The organism is Haloarcula ordinaria, assembly GCF_029338275.1.
GTDB lineage: Archaea > Halobacteriota > Halobacteria > Halobacteriales > Haloarculaceae > Haloarcula > Haloarcula ordinaria.
Map to the genome: position 1 here is coordinate 1,835,336 of NZ_CP119789.1, position 18,317 is coordinate 1,853,652.

At 66.2% G+C, this 18,317-nt stretch carries 19 protein-coding genes and 1 rRNA gene; 11 read left to right on the forward strand and 9 right to left on the reverse strand.

What is annotated here, in order from left to right; all coding sequences use genetic code 11:
* Positions 1–52: 52 nt before the first annotated feature.
* A 5S ribosomal RNA gene (rrf, locus tag P1L41_RS09775) occupies positions 53–175 on the forward strand.
* Between the two features lie 203 nt (positions 176–378).
* Here rrf and P1L41_RS09780 read toward each other — a convergent pair.
* The 3 genes from P1L41_RS09780 to P1L41_RS09790 are packed head-to-tail and all read right to left on the reverse strand — an operon-like array spanning position 379 to position 2,979.
* Positions 379–1,164, reverse strand: a complete 786-nt coding sequence (locus P1L41_RS09780) for an ABC transporter ATP-binding protein (RefSeq protein ID WP_276295543.1) — start codon at positions 1,162–1,164, stop codon at positions 379–381.
* Positions 1,155–1,958 carry an ABC transporter permease gene (locus P1L41_RS09785; protein WP_276295544.1) on the reverse strand — a complete coding sequence of 268 codons (804 nt, stop codon included), beginning with the start codon at positions 1,956–1,958 and terminating at the stop codon, positions 1,155–1,157. The genes P1L41_RS09780 and P1L41_RS09785 overlap by 10 nt, the downstream gene beginning before the upstream one ends.
* Positions 1,959–1,968: 10 nt before the next feature.
* Positions 1,969–2,979, reverse strand: coding sequence for an ABC transporter substrate-binding protein (locus P1L41_RS09790; protein WP_276295545.1), 1,011 nt, complete (start codon positions 2,977–2,979; stop codon positions 1,969–1,971).
* 450 nt (positions 2,980–3,429) lie between these two features.
* On the opposite strand from P1L41_RS09790, the gene P1L41_RS09795 reads away from it, so the two are divergent.
* From P1L41_RS09795 to P1L41_RS09815, 5 genes are all read left to right on the forward strand, one after another.
* Complete coding sequence (locus P1L41_RS09795) at positions 3,430–4,272, forward strand: VOC family protein (RefSeq protein WP_276295546.1); 843 nt, start codon at positions 3,430–3,432, stop codon at positions 4,270–4,272.
* Positions 4,273–4,376: 104 nt separating this feature from the next.
* Entirely contained in the window at positions 4,377–5,021 is a 645-nt protein-coding gene (locus P1L41_RS09800; protein WP_276295547.1) for an alpha/beta hydrolase, read from the forward strand.
* A 138-nt stretch (positions 5,022–5,159) separates the two neighbouring features.
* Positions 5,160–6,284, forward strand: coding sequence for a DUF3179 domain-containing protein (locus P1L41_RS09805; RefSeq protein WP_276295548.1), 1,125 nt, complete (start codon positions 5,160–5,162; stop codon positions 6,282–6,284).
* Complete coding sequence (locus P1L41_RS09810) at positions 6,274–6,882, forward strand: hypothetical protein (protein WP_276295549.1); 609 nt, start codon at positions 6,274–6,276, stop codon at positions 6,880–6,882. The genes P1L41_RS09805 and P1L41_RS09810 overlap by 11 nt, the downstream gene beginning before the upstream one ends.
* 211 nt (positions 6,883–7,093) lie before the next feature.
* Positions 7,094–8,149, forward strand: a complete 1,056-nt coding sequence (locus P1L41_RS09815; RefSeq protein WP_276295550.1) for a right-handed parallel beta-helix repeat-containing protein — start codon at positions 7,094–7,096, stop codon at positions 8,147–8,149.
* Between the two features lie 98 nt (positions 8,150–8,247).
* Here P1L41_RS09815 and P1L41_RS09820 read toward each other — a convergent pair whose 3' ends face one another.
* Positions 8,248–8,676 (reverse strand): CopG family ribbon-helix-helix protein, encoded by a 429-nt coding sequence (locus tag P1L41_RS09820; RefSeq protein ID WP_276295551.1) that lies wholly within the window; start codon positions 8,674–8,676, stop codon positions 8,248–8,250.
* 116 nt (positions 8,677–8,792) lie between these two features.
* Here P1L41_RS09820 and P1L41_RS09825 point away from each other — a divergent pair, with 116 nt between their 5' ends.
* Genes P1L41_RS09825 through P1L41_RS09845 form a run of 5 tightly spaced genes read left to right on the forward strand, consistent with a single transcriptional unit; the run spans position 8,793 to position 14,728 of the window.
* Entirely contained in the window at positions 8,793–9,977 is a 1,185-nt protein-coding gene (locus P1L41_RS09825) for a vWA domain-containing protein (protein ID WP_276295552.1), read from the forward strand.
* 56 nt (positions 9,978–10,033) lie between these two features.
* On the forward strand, positions 10,034–11,269 hold the full coding sequence (locus tag P1L41_RS09830) for an FHA domain-containing serine/threonine-protein kinase (protein ID WP_276295553.1): 1,236 nt from the start codon (positions 10,034–10,036) through the stop codon (positions 11,267–11,269).
* 2 nt (positions 11,270–11,271) lie between these two features.
* The gene (locus tag P1L41_RS09835) at positions 11,272–12,336 is read left to right on the forward strand and encodes a PP2C family protein-serine/threonine phosphatase (protein ID WP_276298454.1); all 1,065 of its coding nucleotides are present in this window, start codon (positions 11,272–11,274) and stop codon (positions 12,334–12,336) included.
* A 55-nt stretch (positions 12,337–12,391) separates the two neighbouring features.
* Positions 12,392–13,525, forward strand: a complete 1,134-nt coding sequence (locus P1L41_RS09840) for a zinc ribbon domain-containing protein (protein WP_276295554.1) — start codon at positions 12,392–12,394, stop codon at positions 13,523–13,525.
* 48 nt (positions 13,526–13,573) lie between these two features.
* Entirely contained in the window at positions 13,574–14,728 is a 1,155-nt protein-coding gene (locus tag P1L41_RS09845) for a zinc ribbon domain-containing protein (protein WP_276295555.1), read from the forward strand.
* On the opposite strand, the gene P1L41_RS09850 is transcribed toward P1L41_RS09845, so the two are convergent.
* Genes P1L41_RS09850 through P1L41_RS09870 form a run of 5 tightly spaced genes read right to left on the reverse strand, consistent with a single transcriptional unit; the run spans position 14,725 to position 18,316 of the window.
* On the reverse strand, positions 14,725–15,135 hold the full coding sequence (locus P1L41_RS09850) for an archease (protein ID WP_276295556.1): 411 nt from the start codon (positions 15,133–15,135) through the stop codon (positions 14,725–14,727). The genes P1L41_RS09845 and P1L41_RS09850 overlap by 4 nt on opposite strands.
* 26 nt (positions 15,136–15,161) lie before the next feature.
* The gene (locus tag P1L41_RS09855) at positions 15,162–15,470 is read right to left on the reverse strand and encodes an Hsp20/alpha crystallin family protein (RefSeq protein WP_276295557.1); all 309 of its coding nucleotides are present in this window, start codon (positions 15,468–15,470) and stop codon (positions 15,162–15,164) included.
* 57 nt (positions 15,471–15,527) lie between these two features.
* Entirely contained in the window at positions 15,528–16,082 is a 555-nt protein-coding gene (locus P1L41_RS09860) for a hypothetical protein (protein WP_276295558.1), read from the reverse strand.
* Positions 16,083–16,103: 21 nt separating this feature from the next.
* Positions 16,104–17,789, reverse strand: coding sequence for a b(o/a)3-type cytochrome-c oxidase subunit 1 (locus P1L41_RS09865; RefSeq protein WP_276295559.1), 1,686 nt, complete (start codon positions 17,787–17,789; stop codon positions 16,104–16,106).
* On the reverse strand, positions 17,789–18,316 hold the full coding sequence (locus P1L41_RS09870) for a cytochrome c oxidase subunit II (protein WP_276295560.1): 528 nt from the start codon (positions 18,314–18,316) through the stop codon (positions 17,789–17,791). Before P1L41_RS09870 ends, P1L41_RS09865 begins: the two co-directional genes overlap by 1 nt.
* Position 18,317: the final 1 nt, after the last annotated feature.

An 18,317-nucleotide genomic window follows, 5' to 3' on the forward strand; every position in this document is an offset into this window, starting at 1 on the left:
GAAGACCACCGAGAGCGGTATCCCATCACGGTTCGACTCCGTGACTCGGCGTTAAGGCGGCCATAGCGGTGGGGTTGCCTCCCGTACCCATCCCGAACACGGAAGATAAGCCCACCAGCGTTCCGGCGAGTACTGGAGTGCGCGAGCCTCTGGGAAATCCGGTTCGCCGCCGACCACTCATACCTTACTTCCCCCACGCAGAGAGTCATCGCCGGCTCTCCGCGTGGGGGTTTTCGTATGTATACAGCGGCCTCGACAGCCATGAGTGTCGTTTTGTCCGTGCTAGCCCCGCGAACGCATCGATATCGAGATAGTCACGACTGCGATAGGGGAACTGACCCGACGGCAGGCCAGAGATAGGCCTCCGTCAGGCCGTCGTCACTCGATGAGGTCGAGAATCCGCTGGTAGTACGCGTCGCAGGCCTCGTCGGCCCGCGACCGGGGGCGTTCGACGTCGATGTCGACGATCTCGCGGACGCGCCCCGGCTCCTTGGCCATCACGACGACGTGGTCGGCCAGTTTGACCGCCTCCTCGATGTCGTGAGTCACGAAGAGGACGGTCTTGCCTGTCTCCGACCAGATGTCGAGCAGTTCGTCCTGAAGCATCCGCTTGGTCTGTGCGTCGGCGGACCCGAACGGTTCGTCCATCAGCAGGAGGCCGGGGTCGACGGCAAGCGCGCGGGCGAGCGCGACTCGCTGTTTCATCCCGCCCGAGAGGTCGCGGGGGTAACTCTCACCGAACCCGTCGAGCCCGACGAGGTCGAGGAGCGATTCGACGCGGTCGCGGCGGTCGGCCTCGGACACGGCCTGCTGTTCCATGCCGAACGCGACGTTCCCGGACACCGTGCGCCACGGGAAGAGGTGGTACTCCTGAAAGACGAGGCCGAGGTCGGGGCCCGGACCCGTGACGCGCTCGCCGTCGAGGAAGACGCCACCGGTGGTCGCGCCTTCGAGACCGGCGATGATGCGGAACAGCGTCGTCTTGCCACAGCCCGAGGGGCCGACGATACAGACGAACGACCCGGGTTCGACGTCGAAAGAGACGTCTTCGAGGGCCTGGACGCGTCCGTTCGACTCGTCGGCGTACCGCTTGCCGACGCCGTCGATACGGACGCGGGGCGGTGCGCTCGTCTCGAGGTCGACGTCCGAGTCCGTCAGCGCCATGCCAGCGCCCTCCGTTGGGCCGCGCGGAACGCGACGTCGACGAGCAGGAACAGCAGGCTCAGGACGAGGATGTAGGTGATGACGACGTCGACCTGCAGGTTGTTCGAGGCGCGCAGGATGCGCCGACCGATGCCGGGCACGCCGAAAATCTCGGAGGCGACGACGAGCATCCAGCAGCGGCCGATGCCGGTCCGGATGCCGGTCGTAATCTCGGGGAGTGCAGCCGGCACGACTACTTCCCGGACGAGCTCGATATCACCCTGGACACCGAGACTTCGGGCGACGTCCAGGAGGTCGTCGGAGACGCCCTCGACGCCGCCGTAGGTGGCGTAGAAGTTGATCCAGAACGCGCCGACGGCGATGATGAAGGCCGCGCCGGCGTGATTGATGCCGAACCAGGCGATGGCGAACCCGATGAGCGCCAGCGGTGGCACCGGGCGGAGCACGCGCACGACGGGCGAGGTGACGTCGTCGAGCAACGGGCTCCAGGCGAGCGCGATGCCGGCGGCGATGCCAGCGCCGGTCCCCACGACGGCACCCGGAATCCAGTGGAGGACACTGTTACCCAGCGCGGTCAGCATGCTACCTGTGGTCGCCTCTTCGACGAACGTCGTCGCGACGGCGACCGGCGAGGGGAGGACGTACGACGGCTGGACGAGGGAGACGGCGAACCAGAGGCCGACGAAGGCTGCGAGGCCGGCAGCACCCCGAAGCACTCGGCGGCCGTCGACTCGGTCGAGCGAGGGGTATCCATCGTCGGTTTGCTCTACGGTGTCGGTGACGTCGATTGCCATCGGTCTCCTCCTAGAGCCCGTCGTAGACGCTGTAGTCGAATATCTCCGCTTGCGACAGCGCCGAGTCTATCTGGCCGTTCTGTGCGGCGAACGCCGAGAATATCTCCGTCCCGTTCTCGATCTCGCGCGGGTCGGTGACGAAGTTCGAGAGCGGGCCCTGAAGCGCCGAGAGCGCCTGGTCCGCGGGCATCCCGATGCCCTGTTCGACGATGTCGGCGGTCCGTTCGGGGTTGTTCTGGATGAACTCGGTCGCCCGGACGTGCTGTTCGAGGAACTGCGTCGCCACGGGCGAGTCGAGGATGTCGTCGCGCATCAGCGTCACGGCCGCTGGCTGGCCGGGCATGACCTCGTCGGCGCGCCTGAACGTCTGGACCAGTGCGTCGGCGGCCGCAGCGCGGGTCGGCACCGGCTCCATGATAGACGAGCCGTCGATTTCACCGTTGGCGATGGCTTGCCAGACGGCGTTCGCGCCGTTGATTTCGAGGATATCGACCTGCGAGGTGTCGACGCCGGCCTCCCGGAGCCAGAAGCGCAGGAGCACGTCGGGGACAGACCCCTGCGGGAAGGTCCCGAAGCGGAACTTCCGGCCAGTCTCCTCGCGCCAGACCGAGAAGGCGTCAGCGCCGTGGTCGGCCCACAGCGACTGGAGGTCCTCGTGGGCCATGATGGCCATCGGTTCCTTGATGTTCGCGGCGGTGACCTGCGCCGGGATACCCCGGTCGATGACGATCATGGAAGGGACGATGCCGAACATCGCCACGTCGAGCTCGCCGCCGCCGTAGGCCTGGACGATGGCCGGACCGTCGGTGAACTCCCGGGCGTCGACAGTCGCGTCGATGTCGTCGAAGTAGCCCTCCTGGTCCATCACGAAGTACTGGAGGTCCGGGAAGATGGGCATGTACGCGAGCGTCAGCTCGTCGCTCCCACCCATGCCGAGACAGCCGGTGAGGCCGACAGTCGCAGTCGCTCCAGCACCAGTCAGAAACGCGCGTCGCGAGACGCCTGCAGTCTTGTCTGCCATTACGTTCCTCTAGCGGCGCCACCGTTTATCCGGACGGTCCGTGGCAAGCACCTCAACAATCAGCAACGGGCCAGAGACGGCTGTTCGGGCGGCAATCCCGGTGACTCGCCCGTTCGAGGTGGTCTCGGCCGGACCCGAGTGTCGTAGCCGATGGTAACTTTTGCGTCTATCTCTTACAATCACCCCCTGCGGACGGAGAGAACACCGGCCTCGAGGGCTGTGACGTGTGTACACGCGCCACCTTTCTCTCCAGTCTATTCCTCGAGCGCCACAGTTCGCTCCGGTCCAGCCCTCGACGGTGACGGGTGTCTGGACGCCGGTCGGCGAGTGGTCGACCGCGACAATGTGGCGTTCGAGTCGACAGTGTGGGTGCTCTCTGACTCGGTCGGTGCCTGAAGATATCGGCGACGGGTGCACGCTGCTTAATAGCCGTTCGAGCGAACGGCGGGTATGACCAGCGCCGAGGGACTCCCGCCCGAGACCAGCGTGGGCCGGGTCGCACTCACCGTCGCCGACCTCGACGACGTCGTCGCATTCTACGAGCACGTCGTCGGCCTGGTCGGCCACGAACGAACCGAGGAGCGGGCCGTCCTGGGTGACGGCACGACGCCGTTGCTCGAACTCGTCGCCGCCCCCGACCGCCCCGAACGGGCACGTGACGAGGCGGGGCTGTTCCACACTGCCTTCCGGGTCCCATCGCGGGAGGCACTCGGCGCCGCACTCGAACGAATCGAGGACCACGCAGGGCTCGACGGTGTCGCCGACCACGACGTCAGCGAGGCGCTGTACCTCTCGGACCCCGAGGGCAACGGTGTCGAGATATATCGTGACCGCCCGCGCACGGAGTGGCCGGAGGACGACCGAGGCCGGGTCCAGATGGCCACGCGCCCGCTCCCGCTCGAGAGTCTCCGCTCGGAGAGCGACGGCCGCGACCGGGTCCCCGAGGGAACGGACGTCGGGCACGTCCATCTCGAGGTGTCCGACCTCGACGCTGCGCGGTCGTTCTACGTCGAGACGCTCGGGTTGACCCTCCGGCAGGAAGTTCGGGGAGCGCTGTTCGTCGCCGCGGATGACTACCACCACCACGTGGGCCTGAACACGTGGCGGGGGCGGACCGCGCCACGGCGAGGCCGCGGCCTGTCGTGGGTCGAACTCCTCGTGCCCGACCGGTCGAGTCTCGAGGCCGCCCGTGGACGTCTCGAATCGGCCGGTGTCGCGGTGACAGACCGCGAAGACGGCGTAGAGTTCGAGGACCAGGACGGCATCACGCTCCGGCTCCGGGTCGTCGACTGAGCGAACCAGTCGGCCGCGCCAGAGAGGAAACGACTCAAGAGCGTCGGGGCAGTACTGCGGGTATGACAGCGACACAGACCGACGCGACGACGGGGGCGAACTGAATGACGGGGCCACACGAGGACCAGCCGCTCGTGACGGCCGGGACGCCGCTCGAGGACGCTAGCGCCGCTGCGGTGCTGGTCCACGGCCGGGGCGCGACAGCCCGGAGCATCGTCCAGATGGCCCAGGAGGTCCACCAGGACGGGCTGGCGCTGCTCGCGCCGCAGGCGGCCCGGAACACGTGGTATCCCCAGTCGTTCCTGGCGCCCGTCGAGCAGAACGAACCGGGGCGGACCTCCGGCCTGCAGGCGGTCCGCGACGCGGTCGACCAGGCCGAAGCCGCCGGCATCCCCCCGGAGCAGGTCATGCTGCTCGGCTTCTCTCAGGGAGCCTGCCTCGCGAGCGAGTTCGTCGCGCGCGACCCGGCCCGCTACGGTGCACTCGTGGCACTGAGTGGCGGGCTCATCGGCGAGTCCGTCGACCCCGACGACTACGAGGGCGACCTCGATGGGATGCCGGTGTTCGTCGGCTGTAGCGACGTCGACCCGCATATCCCACTCGAACGGGTCAAGGTCACGACCGAGGTGTTCGAGCGACTGGGCGCAGACGTCGACGAACGCATCTACGAGGGGATGGGTCACGGTGTGAACGAGGACGAGCTCTCGGCCGTCGCGGAACTCGTCGTCGGACTGCTCGACGAGGAGTGACGCGGCCGGCGTCCGCGATACCCTCCGAGACGCCAGTCACTGGCCATCTGCCGTGGTGGTCTCGCTGTCTCGAGGCGGTCGCGTGTGGTTACCGACCCCTCACCGCGAGGTTTTGACGCTGGAACGACCAGTTAGTGTATGGACACGAAACGCCGAACCGTCCTCCGGGCGCTCGGTGCTGTGGGAGTCGCCGGCCTCGCCGGCTGTACCGGAACCGGGGGTTCGGGAGGGTCCTCGGACACCGAGACCGAGGGCGATACGACAACGGCGACCCCGACGGAGGGCGAGGTGACGACGACCAGCGGGGGCGACGCTCGGCCGCCGACGCGCGACCAGGCGCTGTACCTGGGCCACGACGTCGAGACGATTCGGGGCGAGATTACGAGCGGTGGCGTCCCGAAAGACGGGATTCCGTCCATCGACGACCCGCAGTTCGTGGCCGCGGACGAGGCGACAGTAGACCCCGGCGACCCGGTGTTCGGGGTCGTCCGCGACGGTGAGGCGAAGGCCTACCCACAGTTGATTCTGGTCTGGCACGAGATCGTCAACGACGTCCTCGGTGGCGACCCGGTCGCCGTGACCTACTGTCCGCTGACTGGCACCGCACAGGGCTTCGAGCGCGGCGCCGTCGAGTTCGGGACCTCCGGCGACCTCGTCAACTCGAATCTGGTGATGTACGACCGTGGGACCGACAGCCGGTGGCCTCAGGTGACCGGCACCGCAGTCGAAGGCGAGATGGAGGGCCAGTCACTCCAGGAGTTCCGCGTCGTCTGGACCACCTGGGAGCACTGGCAGGCAGCCTACCCCGACACCGTGGTTCTGACCGACGAGACGGGGTTCTCGCGACGCTACGGGAGCGACCCGTACGGTCAGTACAACCCCGACCGGGGCTACTACGTCAGCGACCAGACCATCTTCCCAGCGCTCATGAGCGACGACCGGAACCGTCCGAAACACGTCGTCATCGGCACCCGGACCAGTGAGGGTGCGCTGTCGTTCGGTAAAGACGCACTCCTCGAGCAGCGCGTCCTGACCGGGAGCATCGGCGAGACGGATTACGTCGCCGTCGCCGATCAGACCCTCCGAACGGGCTACATCTACGAGAACAGCGGCGGTGTGACCGTCACGCCCGACGGGGACGGCTACCGCGTCGACGGGACCACGTACTCGGCCGACCGACTCCCACTTCCGAGTCAGATTGCCTTCGACGGGATGTGGTTCGCGTGGGCGGGCTTCTACCCCGAGATACCATATGTCGAGTGAAGTGTCGACCGAGGGGCGGACCGTCGTCGACCGCACCCTGGGACTGCTGAGCAACACTGTCGTGGCTATTCGGGGCGCGATGTCACGGCGCGACGGACAGGGGGTGTTCCTTCTCACCGCGACGGTGTACCTGGTCGTCTACCTGTACGGCCTCTCGCACCTTGGCACGGGCCCGTGGGGCTTCGACCTCTCGGTGGTCGAGAACCCGCTTTCGCGGATGTTCCGGCCGGTCGGGACCGTCCAGTGGGAGCCCGTCGCCCTGCTGGTGGTCGGGCCCGTCGAGCTGCCCGTCGCGCCGCTGAACCTCGCGCTCGGGAGCGTGCTGGCGGCGCTCGTCGGTCTGAACTTCGGCGTCTCGCTGGTCGCCTGGCGCGGCCCGAAGGCCTGCCGGCTCGGGCCAGGTGCCGGCGCGGCCGCCGGGATTCCGGGACTGCTCTCAGGGGTCGTCTGCTGTGGGCCGACAATCCTGCTGGTCGTCGGTATCCAGGCCAGTGCCGGTGTCCTGACGGTGTTCCAGTGGCTCCTCCCCATCGCTGTCGTCGCGCTGCTAGGGACGCTGCTGTGGGTCGGGACGAAGGTCCAGCCAGAAGCTGTCTAAACACGAATTTCGGGTCTTCCACTTTAGGTCAGCGAGCGTGCTGAAGTTGCCAGCCGAGACGACGGGATAGTCGATGGTTTGCGAGACTGATGCCTGTCCCCTTCTGGAGACGGTTCTGGGTAGTTTCGAATTGTATTGGATTACTATACTTTCAGGAAATTTTATAGTTGACCCCTGCGTGTGTCAAATCCCGGTTACGCGGAGCGACATCATGAGTAATACACCGACTCTCGAACTCGAAACGCGGCGAAGATTCTTGAAACGAAGCGTTCTCGCAGGTTCTATAACCGTAGTGGGGGTTCCGACCCTCACTGGAACCGCTGCCGCAGCAACGATTAGGGTTCCGGAAGACTATAGTTCGATTCAGGCAGCCGTAGACAACGCAGCTCCCGGGGACACTGTGGTCGTCAATGGCGGAACCTACGTCGAGGAAGTCACGATAACAAAAGACCTCACGCTACGTGGACAGAATTCCCCCACGATTGAATCGCCTGACTCGCTCATGTCTCGAGGAATTGTCCGCGTCGAGGGCTCAGTCGACGTCGAGGTGCGGGGGTTCGAGATCGACGGTGCGGGCAACGGCGACGGTGAGGGAGACGACTTCGACGGCATCCTCTATCAGGGTGCCAGTGGGACGATTAGAGATAATTCTGTCGTGCGGGTCCGCGACGACGAGCTCAAGGGTAATCAGCGAGGCGTCGGAATCGTGGTCCGGGGCGGGGGGACCGTCGACATCAAGGACAACGTACTCGAGGACTACCAGAAGAACGGCATCGTCATCCAGAACGCGGGTACCACTGCTGAAATCAAACGGAATACGGTCGTCGGAGCGGGTGTAACTGATATCATCGGTCAAAACGGCATTCAAATGAGCGGTGGTGCAGAGGGAGCGATCCAAGATAACGACGTTCGTGACCACGTCTACGAAGACACTGGCCAGGTTGTCGCAACGGGCGTACTCCTCTTCGGCGTCGACAGTATCACGGTCCAGAAGAACTCGCTCACGAATACTGAAATCGGGGTCGCCTCTCTAGGGAGCGACAATCGAATCATTCGAAATCGTATCGACGAGGGTAGTGACGACGACTGGGGAATACTCCTCTTTGCCGGCGACAACGCGAAGGTGACGAATAATACAATATCCCACTACACTATCGGTATTCAGGTCGCCGCTGGGTCGAACAACAAGGTCATCCGCAACCGATTCACGAATGTGGACAACAACGTAATCGACGGTGGAACCGATACCAAAGTTCAACCGAACTAGCGCTGTGGACCGCTAGACCGATTCCGTAAGCAGTAACGGTCGCCCGAGGGCTGGGGGTATTGTCGTCGAGTGAATATGACATCGACCGCCGCTGTTTCTTATTCCACGTCCGCGAACGTCGCGAAGTCGTCGACGGGGACGACGGAGTAGTCGATGTTCAGTGTGTCTTTCGTCGCGCGAATCTTCCCGACGAACGAGGAGATCTCCTCGAGGTCGCCTTCGAGGACGAACAGCTCCATACAGCGGTGTTCGCCGACGTGGCTGTGGAAGTTCGAGGCGACGATGCCCTCGTGTTCGTGCCGGAGGTGCATCATCTTCTCCTCGACGCTGGTCGTCTCGTAGTCGAACAGGACGGTGACGATGCCCATCAGCTTGCGCCCCTCGAGGCGCTTGTCCTCGAACTCGCCAAGCAGGTTCCGGCTGGCTTCCCTGATAATCTCGCTCCGGCCGGTGTAGCCGTGTTCCTCGGCGAACTCGTCGATGCGCTCGAGCAGCGATTCCGGCATCGAGACGCTGACAACGGTCATGTATTAACGAGATGGGGCAAACCTATTAAGGATTATCGAACACGTGTGGTTACTGTGATAGGTCCCCGCGCCCTCCGGGGAAAACTTATAACGGGTCGTCTGACCAGCTTCACCGTATGACTGCGAACGTCGTGACGGACGTCAACCGCCCGTACGTCCCGGGAGACGGGGCGAAACTGACCGCGGAGATCGAAGTCGACCCCGGCCGACGGGAGGGGCGTTCGACGCGACAGATCGCGCTGTGTATCGACTCCAGTGGCTCGATGGCCGGCGACGACATCCAGCAGGCCCGCGACGGGGCCGAGTGGGTGTTCGGCCTCCTCGAGGACGACGACTACGTCTCCATCGTCACGTTCGATACGGACGTCGAGACGGTCCTCGACGCGACGCGATGGGGCGACATCTCGCGGGAAGACGCCCTCGACCGTGTCGACGCCATCACCGCAGGCGGCGGCACGGACATCTACCGGGGCCTGGTCGCGGCGCGCGATTCGCTGCACCACCTCCCGACGGACGACACCACCGCCCGTCGAATCCTCTTTCTCTCCGACGGGAAAGATCAGAACCACGGCAAGGCGGAGTTCGGGTCGCTAGCCCGGGCCATCGACGAGGACGGCATCCGAATCAAGTCGGCCGGCATCGGCGACGACTACCGCAAGGAGACGATTCGGACGCTCGGGGAGACGGCCCGCGGCGAGTGGACCCATCTCGACTCGGCCGGCGACATCGAGTCGTTCTTCGGCGACGCCGTCGAGGAGGCCGGGACGCTGGTCGCACCGGACGCGAAACTCGAGCTGGACGTGGCCGACGGCGTCGAGGTCAGCGAGGTGTACCGCGCGCTGCCACAGACGCAGGCAGTCGACGTCGAGTGGACGGGCAACTCGACGGAGATTCGCCTGCCGGACCTGCTGGACCGCCAGACCCAGCGAGTCGTCCTGAAGATACACGCGCCGCCGCGCGACGTCGGACAGACGGTGACGCTCGCCGACGTGACACTGACCGCCCGCGGCGAGACAGCACACGGTGCCATCGAGGTGGAGTACACCGACGACGCCGAGAAACTCAGCGTCCACAACGAGGCCGTCGACATCGACCACCGCCAGACCGTCATCAAGACCGAACTCGGCAAGGGAAACGTCGCGGAAGCCCAGACCCAGGTCGAGAAGATGACCCAGATACACGGGGCAGAGACGCAGGCGGTCAAGTCCGCCGAGCGCGAGACGCGAATCGTCGCGGAGGGCGGCCGGGCCGAAGAGAGCGAGGCGACCAAGATCGTGACCGACGACGGGATACAGAAGTGACTCGCTTTCAGTCACCGGAGCGGGCCGCCATCGATGATTACCTTGACCAGTGAGCGATGACCTGGGAACCAGAGGAGGGCGACGTCGTCGCCGACCGGTACGAGCTCCGCAAGTTCCTGGGCAAAGGCGGCTTCGCGAAGGCCTACCGGGCGGTCGATACGACGACGGGCGACAGCGTCGTCCTGAAACACCCGAACTACCGGGAGTCCCAGAACGACCCCGAGGTCATCGAGGAGTACTTCGAGAAGGAGGCCGAGACGCTGCTGAAGATACGGGCGGCCGGGGGGCACGAGAACGTCATGGACCTCTACGACCAGGTGACCGAGCGGGATGTCCCCTTCCTGGTCGTCGAGCTGGTCGAGGGCGGTATCGAACTCGACGAGGTCATCGACCGCCACGGCCCAATCGAGGACACCGAGCAGGTCCGCCACATTGGCATCGACCTCTCGGACGCGATGGGCTTCCTCCACGAACACGAAATCGTCTACCGTGACCTGAAACCCGAGAACGTGATGCTGACGCCGGACATCACGCCGACGCTCATCGACTTCAACACGGCCACCGGGTTCGACGCAGCCGGCGACCCGTCGACGGGGAACACCGGGACGACCATCCTGGGCCCGTTCAAGCCCCGTGAGGTCGCCGAGGCGAGTCGGACCGACGTCCGCCAGGGTCCCTGGTCGGACGTCTACTCTATCGGGAAGATACTCCTCTTTCTCCTGAAGGGGAGCGTCCCCAAGAAAGACGGCGTCGACCCGCGGGACTTCGGGGCGGACTGCGACGCCTACCTGGCGGATATCGTCGAACGGGCGACGCAGACGGACTACCGGGACCGCTACCGGAACGCGACGGTCCTGAAGGAGGTGCTCCAGAACCGGGACCCCGAACCGCCGGCGACGGCCGCGGTTCGATACATCCAGGCCGACGAGCGGTTCGTCGTCGAACCCGGCGACACCATCGGTCGGCGGGGCGCGAGCGGGCCGTCGGCGTCCGTCACCATCGACGACCCACAGGGCGAGTACATCTCCTCTGTCCAGGTCCAGTTCGACACCGAGGACGGCGACTGGTACCTCCACGACCGGAGCCTCAACGGCACCTTCGTCCAGCAGGGCCAGGGCTGGCAGCGGGTCCTCTGTGCGGCGGGTCGGGACCGCCTGCGCGAGGAGGGCGAGGACCCGACGGACCGCCACGGGAACGTCCCCCCGGAGTCGGTCCGGCTCCACGACGGCGACCTGGTGTCGCTCGTCCACCCGACCTACGGCGTCACGTTCGAGTTCCATCCGGAGACATGACCATGCGATACAGCACCAACTACGACATCGGCGAGCGGAAACGCGGGCGGGGAATCAACGAGGACAGCGTCTCCATCTCGGTGTTCGAGGAGGGCCACCGCGACGGCTACCTCGGCCAGTCGACCGACGACGAGCGACCGATGAACCGCTCGACGGCGGCGTTCGTCCTCGCGGACGGGGCCGGCGGCCACGACGCGGGCGACGCGGCGTCCTACATCGCGACGACGGCCGTGGCCGAACGCCTCGCACCGGTCGCGATTCGCGCGGCTCGGAGCCATCCGGACCAGTTCGACGTGGACGTCGACCGGTCGGTGCTCCCCGAGCCGCTTGGCGAGGAAGACGTCCAGACGGCCGTCGAAGACGCTATCCTCGACGCCCACCGGGAGATTATCCGATACGCGGCCGCGTCCGGCACTCAGTCCTATACGACCGTCGTCGCCGGGGTCTACGCCGACGGGCACCTCCACTACGGCTGGGTCGGCGACAGCCGGGCCTACGTCGTCAACGCGGCCCGAGAGACCATCGCCAGGCTGACGAAGGACCACGCCATCGTCCAGGAGCGCGAGGATGCCGGGGACATCGACGACGTCGAGGCCCACGTCCACCCCGAGGGGAACCAGATAACCCGCGCTCTGGGCGGCTCGGGCTACGAGGACCCCGAACAGGCGGCCGTCGAAGTCGATACTCGGAGCGTCCGCCTGTACGCCGAGGACACCGTCCTGGTGACCAGCGATGGCCTCGTCGACGCTCAGACCAACGCCCCTGACCTCTACGACGAGTACGTCGCGTCGGACCGGTCCGAGGCGGTGGCCGAGCGCATTCGCGACGCCGTCGTCACCGACGACGAGATACGGGACGTCGCGCTCGGTGCGACCTCGCTCGACGAGGCCGCCCGCGAGTACGTCTCGCTGGCCAACGAGCGTGGCGGCAAAGACAACGTCTCAGTCCTCTTGTTCGGTGATTCGGCGCTGCCGGTGACACCCGAATCAGGCGGCATGCCGGTCCGCGACGCGGACCCAGGCGTCGACGTCCGGGACCAGGATACGGTCATAATAACTGACAACTAATCGTCAACTCGTGGGCAACTGTTTTTGCTCCCTGGGAGATAGCCTTTAGCCAACTATGTCCGACGCACACGACGGAGACGAGGTCGAGTGCCCCATCTGCGGCGGGACCTTCGACCCCGCGGCTGCCGGAGGCTGGTGTACGAACCCCGACTGCGGCGAGTGGCAGTACGACGGGGACGTCTCGGCGGAGGGAACCGACGGCGACGCTGACGAGGACGCTTCGGTGGCTGCGGCTACCGTCACCGACGACTCGTCGGTCGAGGAGTCCGACGCCGACGACGCTGGGGCCGAATCGGACCCGCATCCGGCGACCGACCCGTTCGAAGGCGCGAACAGTACTTTCGAGGGTGGGGATTCCGAGACGGACACAGAACCGGACGACGACGCCGACGTGGACAACGACTCCCACATGGACACCGAATCCGTTCCTGACGTGGACCCGGACGTCACTGCGGACGCTGATGTCGACGGCGACGAGACCGACACGACCGAGTCGGAACCCGAAGCTGACGGGAGCACCGAAGCAGACTCCGAACCCGAGCCCGACCCCCCGGACACCGACGCAGAACCGGTCGAGGAAACCGAGGAAGCCGAGGTGTCGGTCCCGGCGACCATCGAGTGTCCGGACTGTGGGACCGAACTGGCTGCCGACGCGAACTTCTGCATCGAGTGTGGGGCCGACGTACAAGCCGTCGACCCCGGCGACGACCTCACCGAGTGCCCCTCGTGTGGGACCGAGCTCTCCGGCGACGAGAACTTCTGTGCGAACTGCGGGGAGGACTTAGACGCTCACCGCGGCCAGGGCGACGGCGAGGCGGACGACACGGCAGCGGAGGACGCCGTCGACGCCCTGGCCGCGCAGTCCGACGAGGGTGCAGAGGCCGTGCCGGAGTCACTGGTGCTCTCGGTGCTCGGCACCGATATCGAGGTCGCGGACGGCGACCGCGTCGGCCGCGAGGTCCGGGCGGCGCTGACCGACGCCGGTCGCACCGAGGACGAGGCGGTCCGCGTCCACCGCGAACACGTGCGGTTCATCCGCGAGGCAGACGGGTTCTACCTCGTCGACCTGGGCGACAACCCGACGAAACTCAACGGCCGTGCGCTGACGAAGGGTGACCGCGAACCCGTCGGCCCCGGCGACGAGGTGGATCTCTCCGGCGTCGCGACGCTCACCATCGAAGCGCCGTGACCGGGTTATCACACACACTTATGCGCCCGCTGTGAAAACCACCGACACATGTGGGGTGGTTCCCTGACCGCTGCGTTCCGTGACTCCGTCCGCCTGCTCGCCAGCGAGCGGCGGCTCGTCGCCGGCGGTCTCTTCGCCTATCTCGGCTACGGACTCTGGGTGGTGGTGACCGGACGACTCCTCCAGTCGAGTCTCCCGGCGCTCGATACGGCCACCGTCGTCTCGCTGGCCACTGTCCAGCTGGACTCGCTGTCCCTGGTCGCCGTGCTCCTCTGGGTCGCCGTCCCGGCCCTCGTCGCGACGGCGCTGCTGGACCGCTCCCTCAAGAACTCCCGCGGGAACCTCGAGTCCCGATACCGGTTCGACCACCCGAGCGCACTGCTCGCGCCGTCCGGACTCGCCGTGCTCACGCTCGTGGGGCTGACGGTCGCGACGGGGCCCTCGCCCTCGCTGCTCGCCCTGACTGCGGTCGCCTCGGCCCACCTCTTCGTCCGGACGCTCGCCTACGGCTACCGGGTCTACACGTTCTCCGTCACGGTGCTGTTCTCGGTTCTGACCGTTCTGGCCCTGTCCGGCCTCGCGGTGGCCTGGCTGCTCCACGCACCAACGCTGGGAGCGCTGAATGGGACGCTCGGGACCCAGCTCGCTGCCGCGGGCGTCAGTTCCGTCGCCGGGACATTCGTTACCGCGAGCGGGACCGACGCCGGGACTCTCCTCTCGCTGACCGTGCTCGTCCCCGCGGTGCTCTCGGCGGCGTATCTCGTCCCGCAGTCGATTCTCGGCCTGGCCGTCTCACTGCGCGCACCGCTGGAGAACCCACAGCCACGCCCTGGGCAGCGTTACCCGGGGAACACACGGAGTGTGACCGGTCACTCGGGCGACGCGCCGGATCCAGCCGCGACGAACGGGTCGGGTGACACAGCCGACGCAGCGTCCGAAGACCCAGCGGGGTCGACCACTGACGAGGGCGAAAACGAAGCCGAAATCCAGGACACCACCGAACGCCCTGGAACGCGGGTGTTCACGCCCGACGACCCCATCCCCGAATCCGACGAAGACGACGAGTGGTACGACGACACCGCAGTGTTCACCGAGGACGCCGCGAGCGCGGGGACGCCCGACCAGTGTCCGGCCTGTCGTACCGACCTCCCCACCGAGACGACCGTGAGCTTCTGCCCGAACTGCGGTGAGCGCCTCGATTAGACGTCGAAGACGACGTAGGCGCGCCAGCCGTCGTCGACCGCCTCCAGTGCCATCTCAGAGTAGGTCACCGCCTTTATCTCGCGAGCGACGATGTCGGACAGCGGGACGCCGCGTGCACTCGCCTCGAGCCGCCACTCGTCGCCGTCGGCGCTGACTGTCGCCTCGTTGTCGACGGGGAGCACCGACCGCACGTCGCGTTCGTATATCAGCTGGTCGAGATAGTCGAAGAGAAGCGCCTCGCCGGACTCCGCGGCGAGCGTCACCGGGAAGCGGTCGCCCGTCGTCGGGACGTCCTCGCACATCGCGGCCGCGAGGCCGTCGGCCACCGCGGCGAACGTCTCGCCGAGGCTCGCACCGGTGGCTTCCACGGCGACGTCGGCGGTGTGCTCCCGGAGGTCGAATGGCATGGCTGTGGCGTCCGCGAACCGCGCTCTCAGTACTGGACGTTGACGGTGTGGCGGTCCGGGCCCGACTCGCTCACCGGGGCCGTCACCGTCAGCACGCCGTCGTCGTACACCGCCGAGATGTTCCCCTCCACGATGGCCTTCGGGAGGCCGATACTGCGGTGGAACACGCTGTGCCGACTGCCGTCGCGGTTCTCGACGGCCTCCACGTGGAGCCGGCTGTCGTGCCAGCTGACCTCGATGTCGGCCGGGTCGTGGTCGGGCAGGTCGAACAGTACGACGTAGGCGTCGTCTTCGCGGTAGAGCTCCACGCCCTTCCGGGGATGGTGTGTCGTCATCTGTGTCACCTCGTCTTCGACATCGCCGCCCACGCTAATAACTTATGTGCGCGCTTCTCACTGGTTGGAAACCGGGATGTCACCGAGGGCGACCGTGTACGCCGTCTCGTCGCTCGCTCCATCGGCCGTCTCGGTGACGACGGTTATCTCGACGGTATCGGGGCGCTCGCCGAGCGGCAGACTCCAGGAGCCGGTGACGCGCCCGCTCTCGCTCGGGCCGAGTTCGCCGGTCGTTCCCGCGCCCGCTACCGTCGCACCGTTGTGCGCGGTGACCGCCCCTACTTGTACCGCTGACGACTGTTCGCCGGCGTTGGTGACGTTCAGCGTGAGGACGAACTGCCAGCTCTCGTCGGCGGCGAGGACCGACGCCCGTTCGATATGGACCGTCGGGTCGGCCTCGGCGAGGATCTCGTCGTCGATATCCGCTCCCGCTACCTCGGGGGTCGGCGTCTTCGCGGCTGCCGTGCCCGCGTCACCGCCTCCGCCTGCGACGTAGTGGCTGAGCATGCCACCGAAGGTGGCGACCTCGATGACGATCGGCAGGCCGATACCGACGACTATCAGGACTCGTATCAGCGTCGTCTGGTCGGGACCGGAGACGTCGTCGAACATGGATATGGAAAACGGGGCTGATTAGACCGGAATCGGTGGGCTACCGGGCACGGCGATACCGTCCGCGAGCATCGCTGCCAGCGGCGGGCCGTACGCGATGACGATGAGGACGAGCGCGATGGCCGTCCACAGCTTGTAGTTGTCCAGGATACGCGGGCTGTGTTCCGGCCCGGAGAGCGGGTCGGGGAACACGCTGTTGACCTGCAGGCGCCCGCCGCGGTGGGCGAGCCAGGTCTCGGCCATCACGACCAGGAACAGCGCCGCGCCGACGAACAGCAGCGTGCCGCCGATGGCGATCTGTAGCCGCATCTCGCCGACGGTGCCGGCGACGCCCTCGAAGGAGAACTCGCTGTACATCGGCTCGGCGGTCCGGCGAGGGATGCCGGCCAGCCCGGCGCGGTGCATCGCGTTGGACATCAGCGCCATCCCGATGAACCAGACGTAGGGCTGGACGACCGCCAGCGAGCGCCGCTGAAGTTTCTTGCCCGTAATCTGTGGCACGAGCCAGTAGCTGATGGCCATCGCCGTCAGCGCGAACGCGGTGCCGACGGTGAGGTGGAAGTGGCCGGGCACCCACAGCGTGTTGTGGATGAGATAGTTGATGTTCATCCCGGCGTTGATCATCCCGGAGAACCCGCCGGCGGCGAACATCAGGCCGGCCAGCGCACAGCCGGCGAACGCGGGTTCGCCCCACGGCAGGTTCCGGAGCCAGCTGAAGTAGCCCTTCCCGCCGTTCTGGCGGGCCCCGTGTTCCAGCGAGGCGACGACGGTGAAGGCGGTCAACAGCGAGGGCAACAGCAGGAACATCGTGTTCGTCATGGCGATGAACTTGAAGCCCTCGGGGATGCCGGGGTCCACGTACTGGTGGTGGAAGCCGACCGGCGTCGACAGCAGCAGGAACAGCACGAACACGACGCGGGCGAGCGGGTCGCTGAACAGTCGGCCGCCGGCCAGTTTCGGCAGGATGGTGTACCAGACGAGGTACGCCGGCATCAGCCAGAAGTAGACGACCGGGTGGCCGAAGTACCAGAACAGCGTCCGGGTCAGCAGCGGGTCGACGCTACTGATGAGGCCCAGCGACCACGGGATGAGCAGCGCGACGACCTCGACGGCGACGCCGATGGTCGAGATGTACCACATCAGCATCGTGGTCACGACCATGAACGTCTTCAGCGGGATGCGCTCGTCGGGGTTCTCCGAGCGCCAGTTCCACAGCGACTTGAAGTAGGCGTAGCCCGCGAGCCACGAGCCGACGATGATGAGCGCCGCACCCACGTAGAACGCCGGGTGGGCCTTCATCGGAGCGTAGAACGTGAACAGCACGTCGGCCTTCAGGTCGTGTCCGAGGATGGACGGCGCGCCGATGAGGCCGCCGATGATGGCGACGGCCGCGAGCACCGTCCCGAACAGCATCAGCCAGAAGGCCGACCACGAGACCCGCTGGGGGAGCTCGCGTTCGAGGCTGTTGCTGACTGCCCAGGCGAAGAGGCCAGCGATGAAGAACGTCGTGAACACCAGCGCCAGTAGGACGCCGTGCCCGGTCAGGATAGTGTAGTAGTCCGCGGAACTGATTATCCGGAGGGTTCCGGTCCGGTGGAGCGCCTGGACGATGCCGAAGAGGGCACCGAGCGCCAGGGCGACGAACGAGACGATGAACTGACTGCGGATGAGTTTCGAGGTCTTGGGGTACTCGTCGACGAAAACCATCAGTTGCTCACCTCCTGTGGCTCGTACTGGTCCTGCGGGACCACTTCCACGGACCCACCCATCGTGTGGTGGGCGGCCCCGCAGTACTCGTGACAGACCAGGCCGTAGGTCCCCGTCTCGTCGAAGACGGCGGTGACCTCGGCGACCTGTCCGGGGATGACCATCGTGTTGATGTTCGTCTCAGTGACGGCGAAGCCGTGGACGACGTCCGCGCTGGTCACCTTGAACGTGACGCGCGTGTCTACGGGAACCCGGATGGGGGTGTCACCGCTCCCCGGCCGGAACTGGAACTGCTGGGCGACGACGTAGACGACGACGTTGTCCTCGCTCTCCTGGACCACGCCGGGGTCGTCGAAGGCCGTTCCCGTGTTCCCGTTCTGGACGGCCTCTGCACTGATCTGTCCGCCCGAATCGTCGACCATCGAGATACCGGCACCGACGGTGCCATAGGAGATGGTGGCGATGAAGCCGACGATGAGTAGTATCGCTGCACCGAGCCAGACTTTTTCGAAGTTGTGAACCTGCATG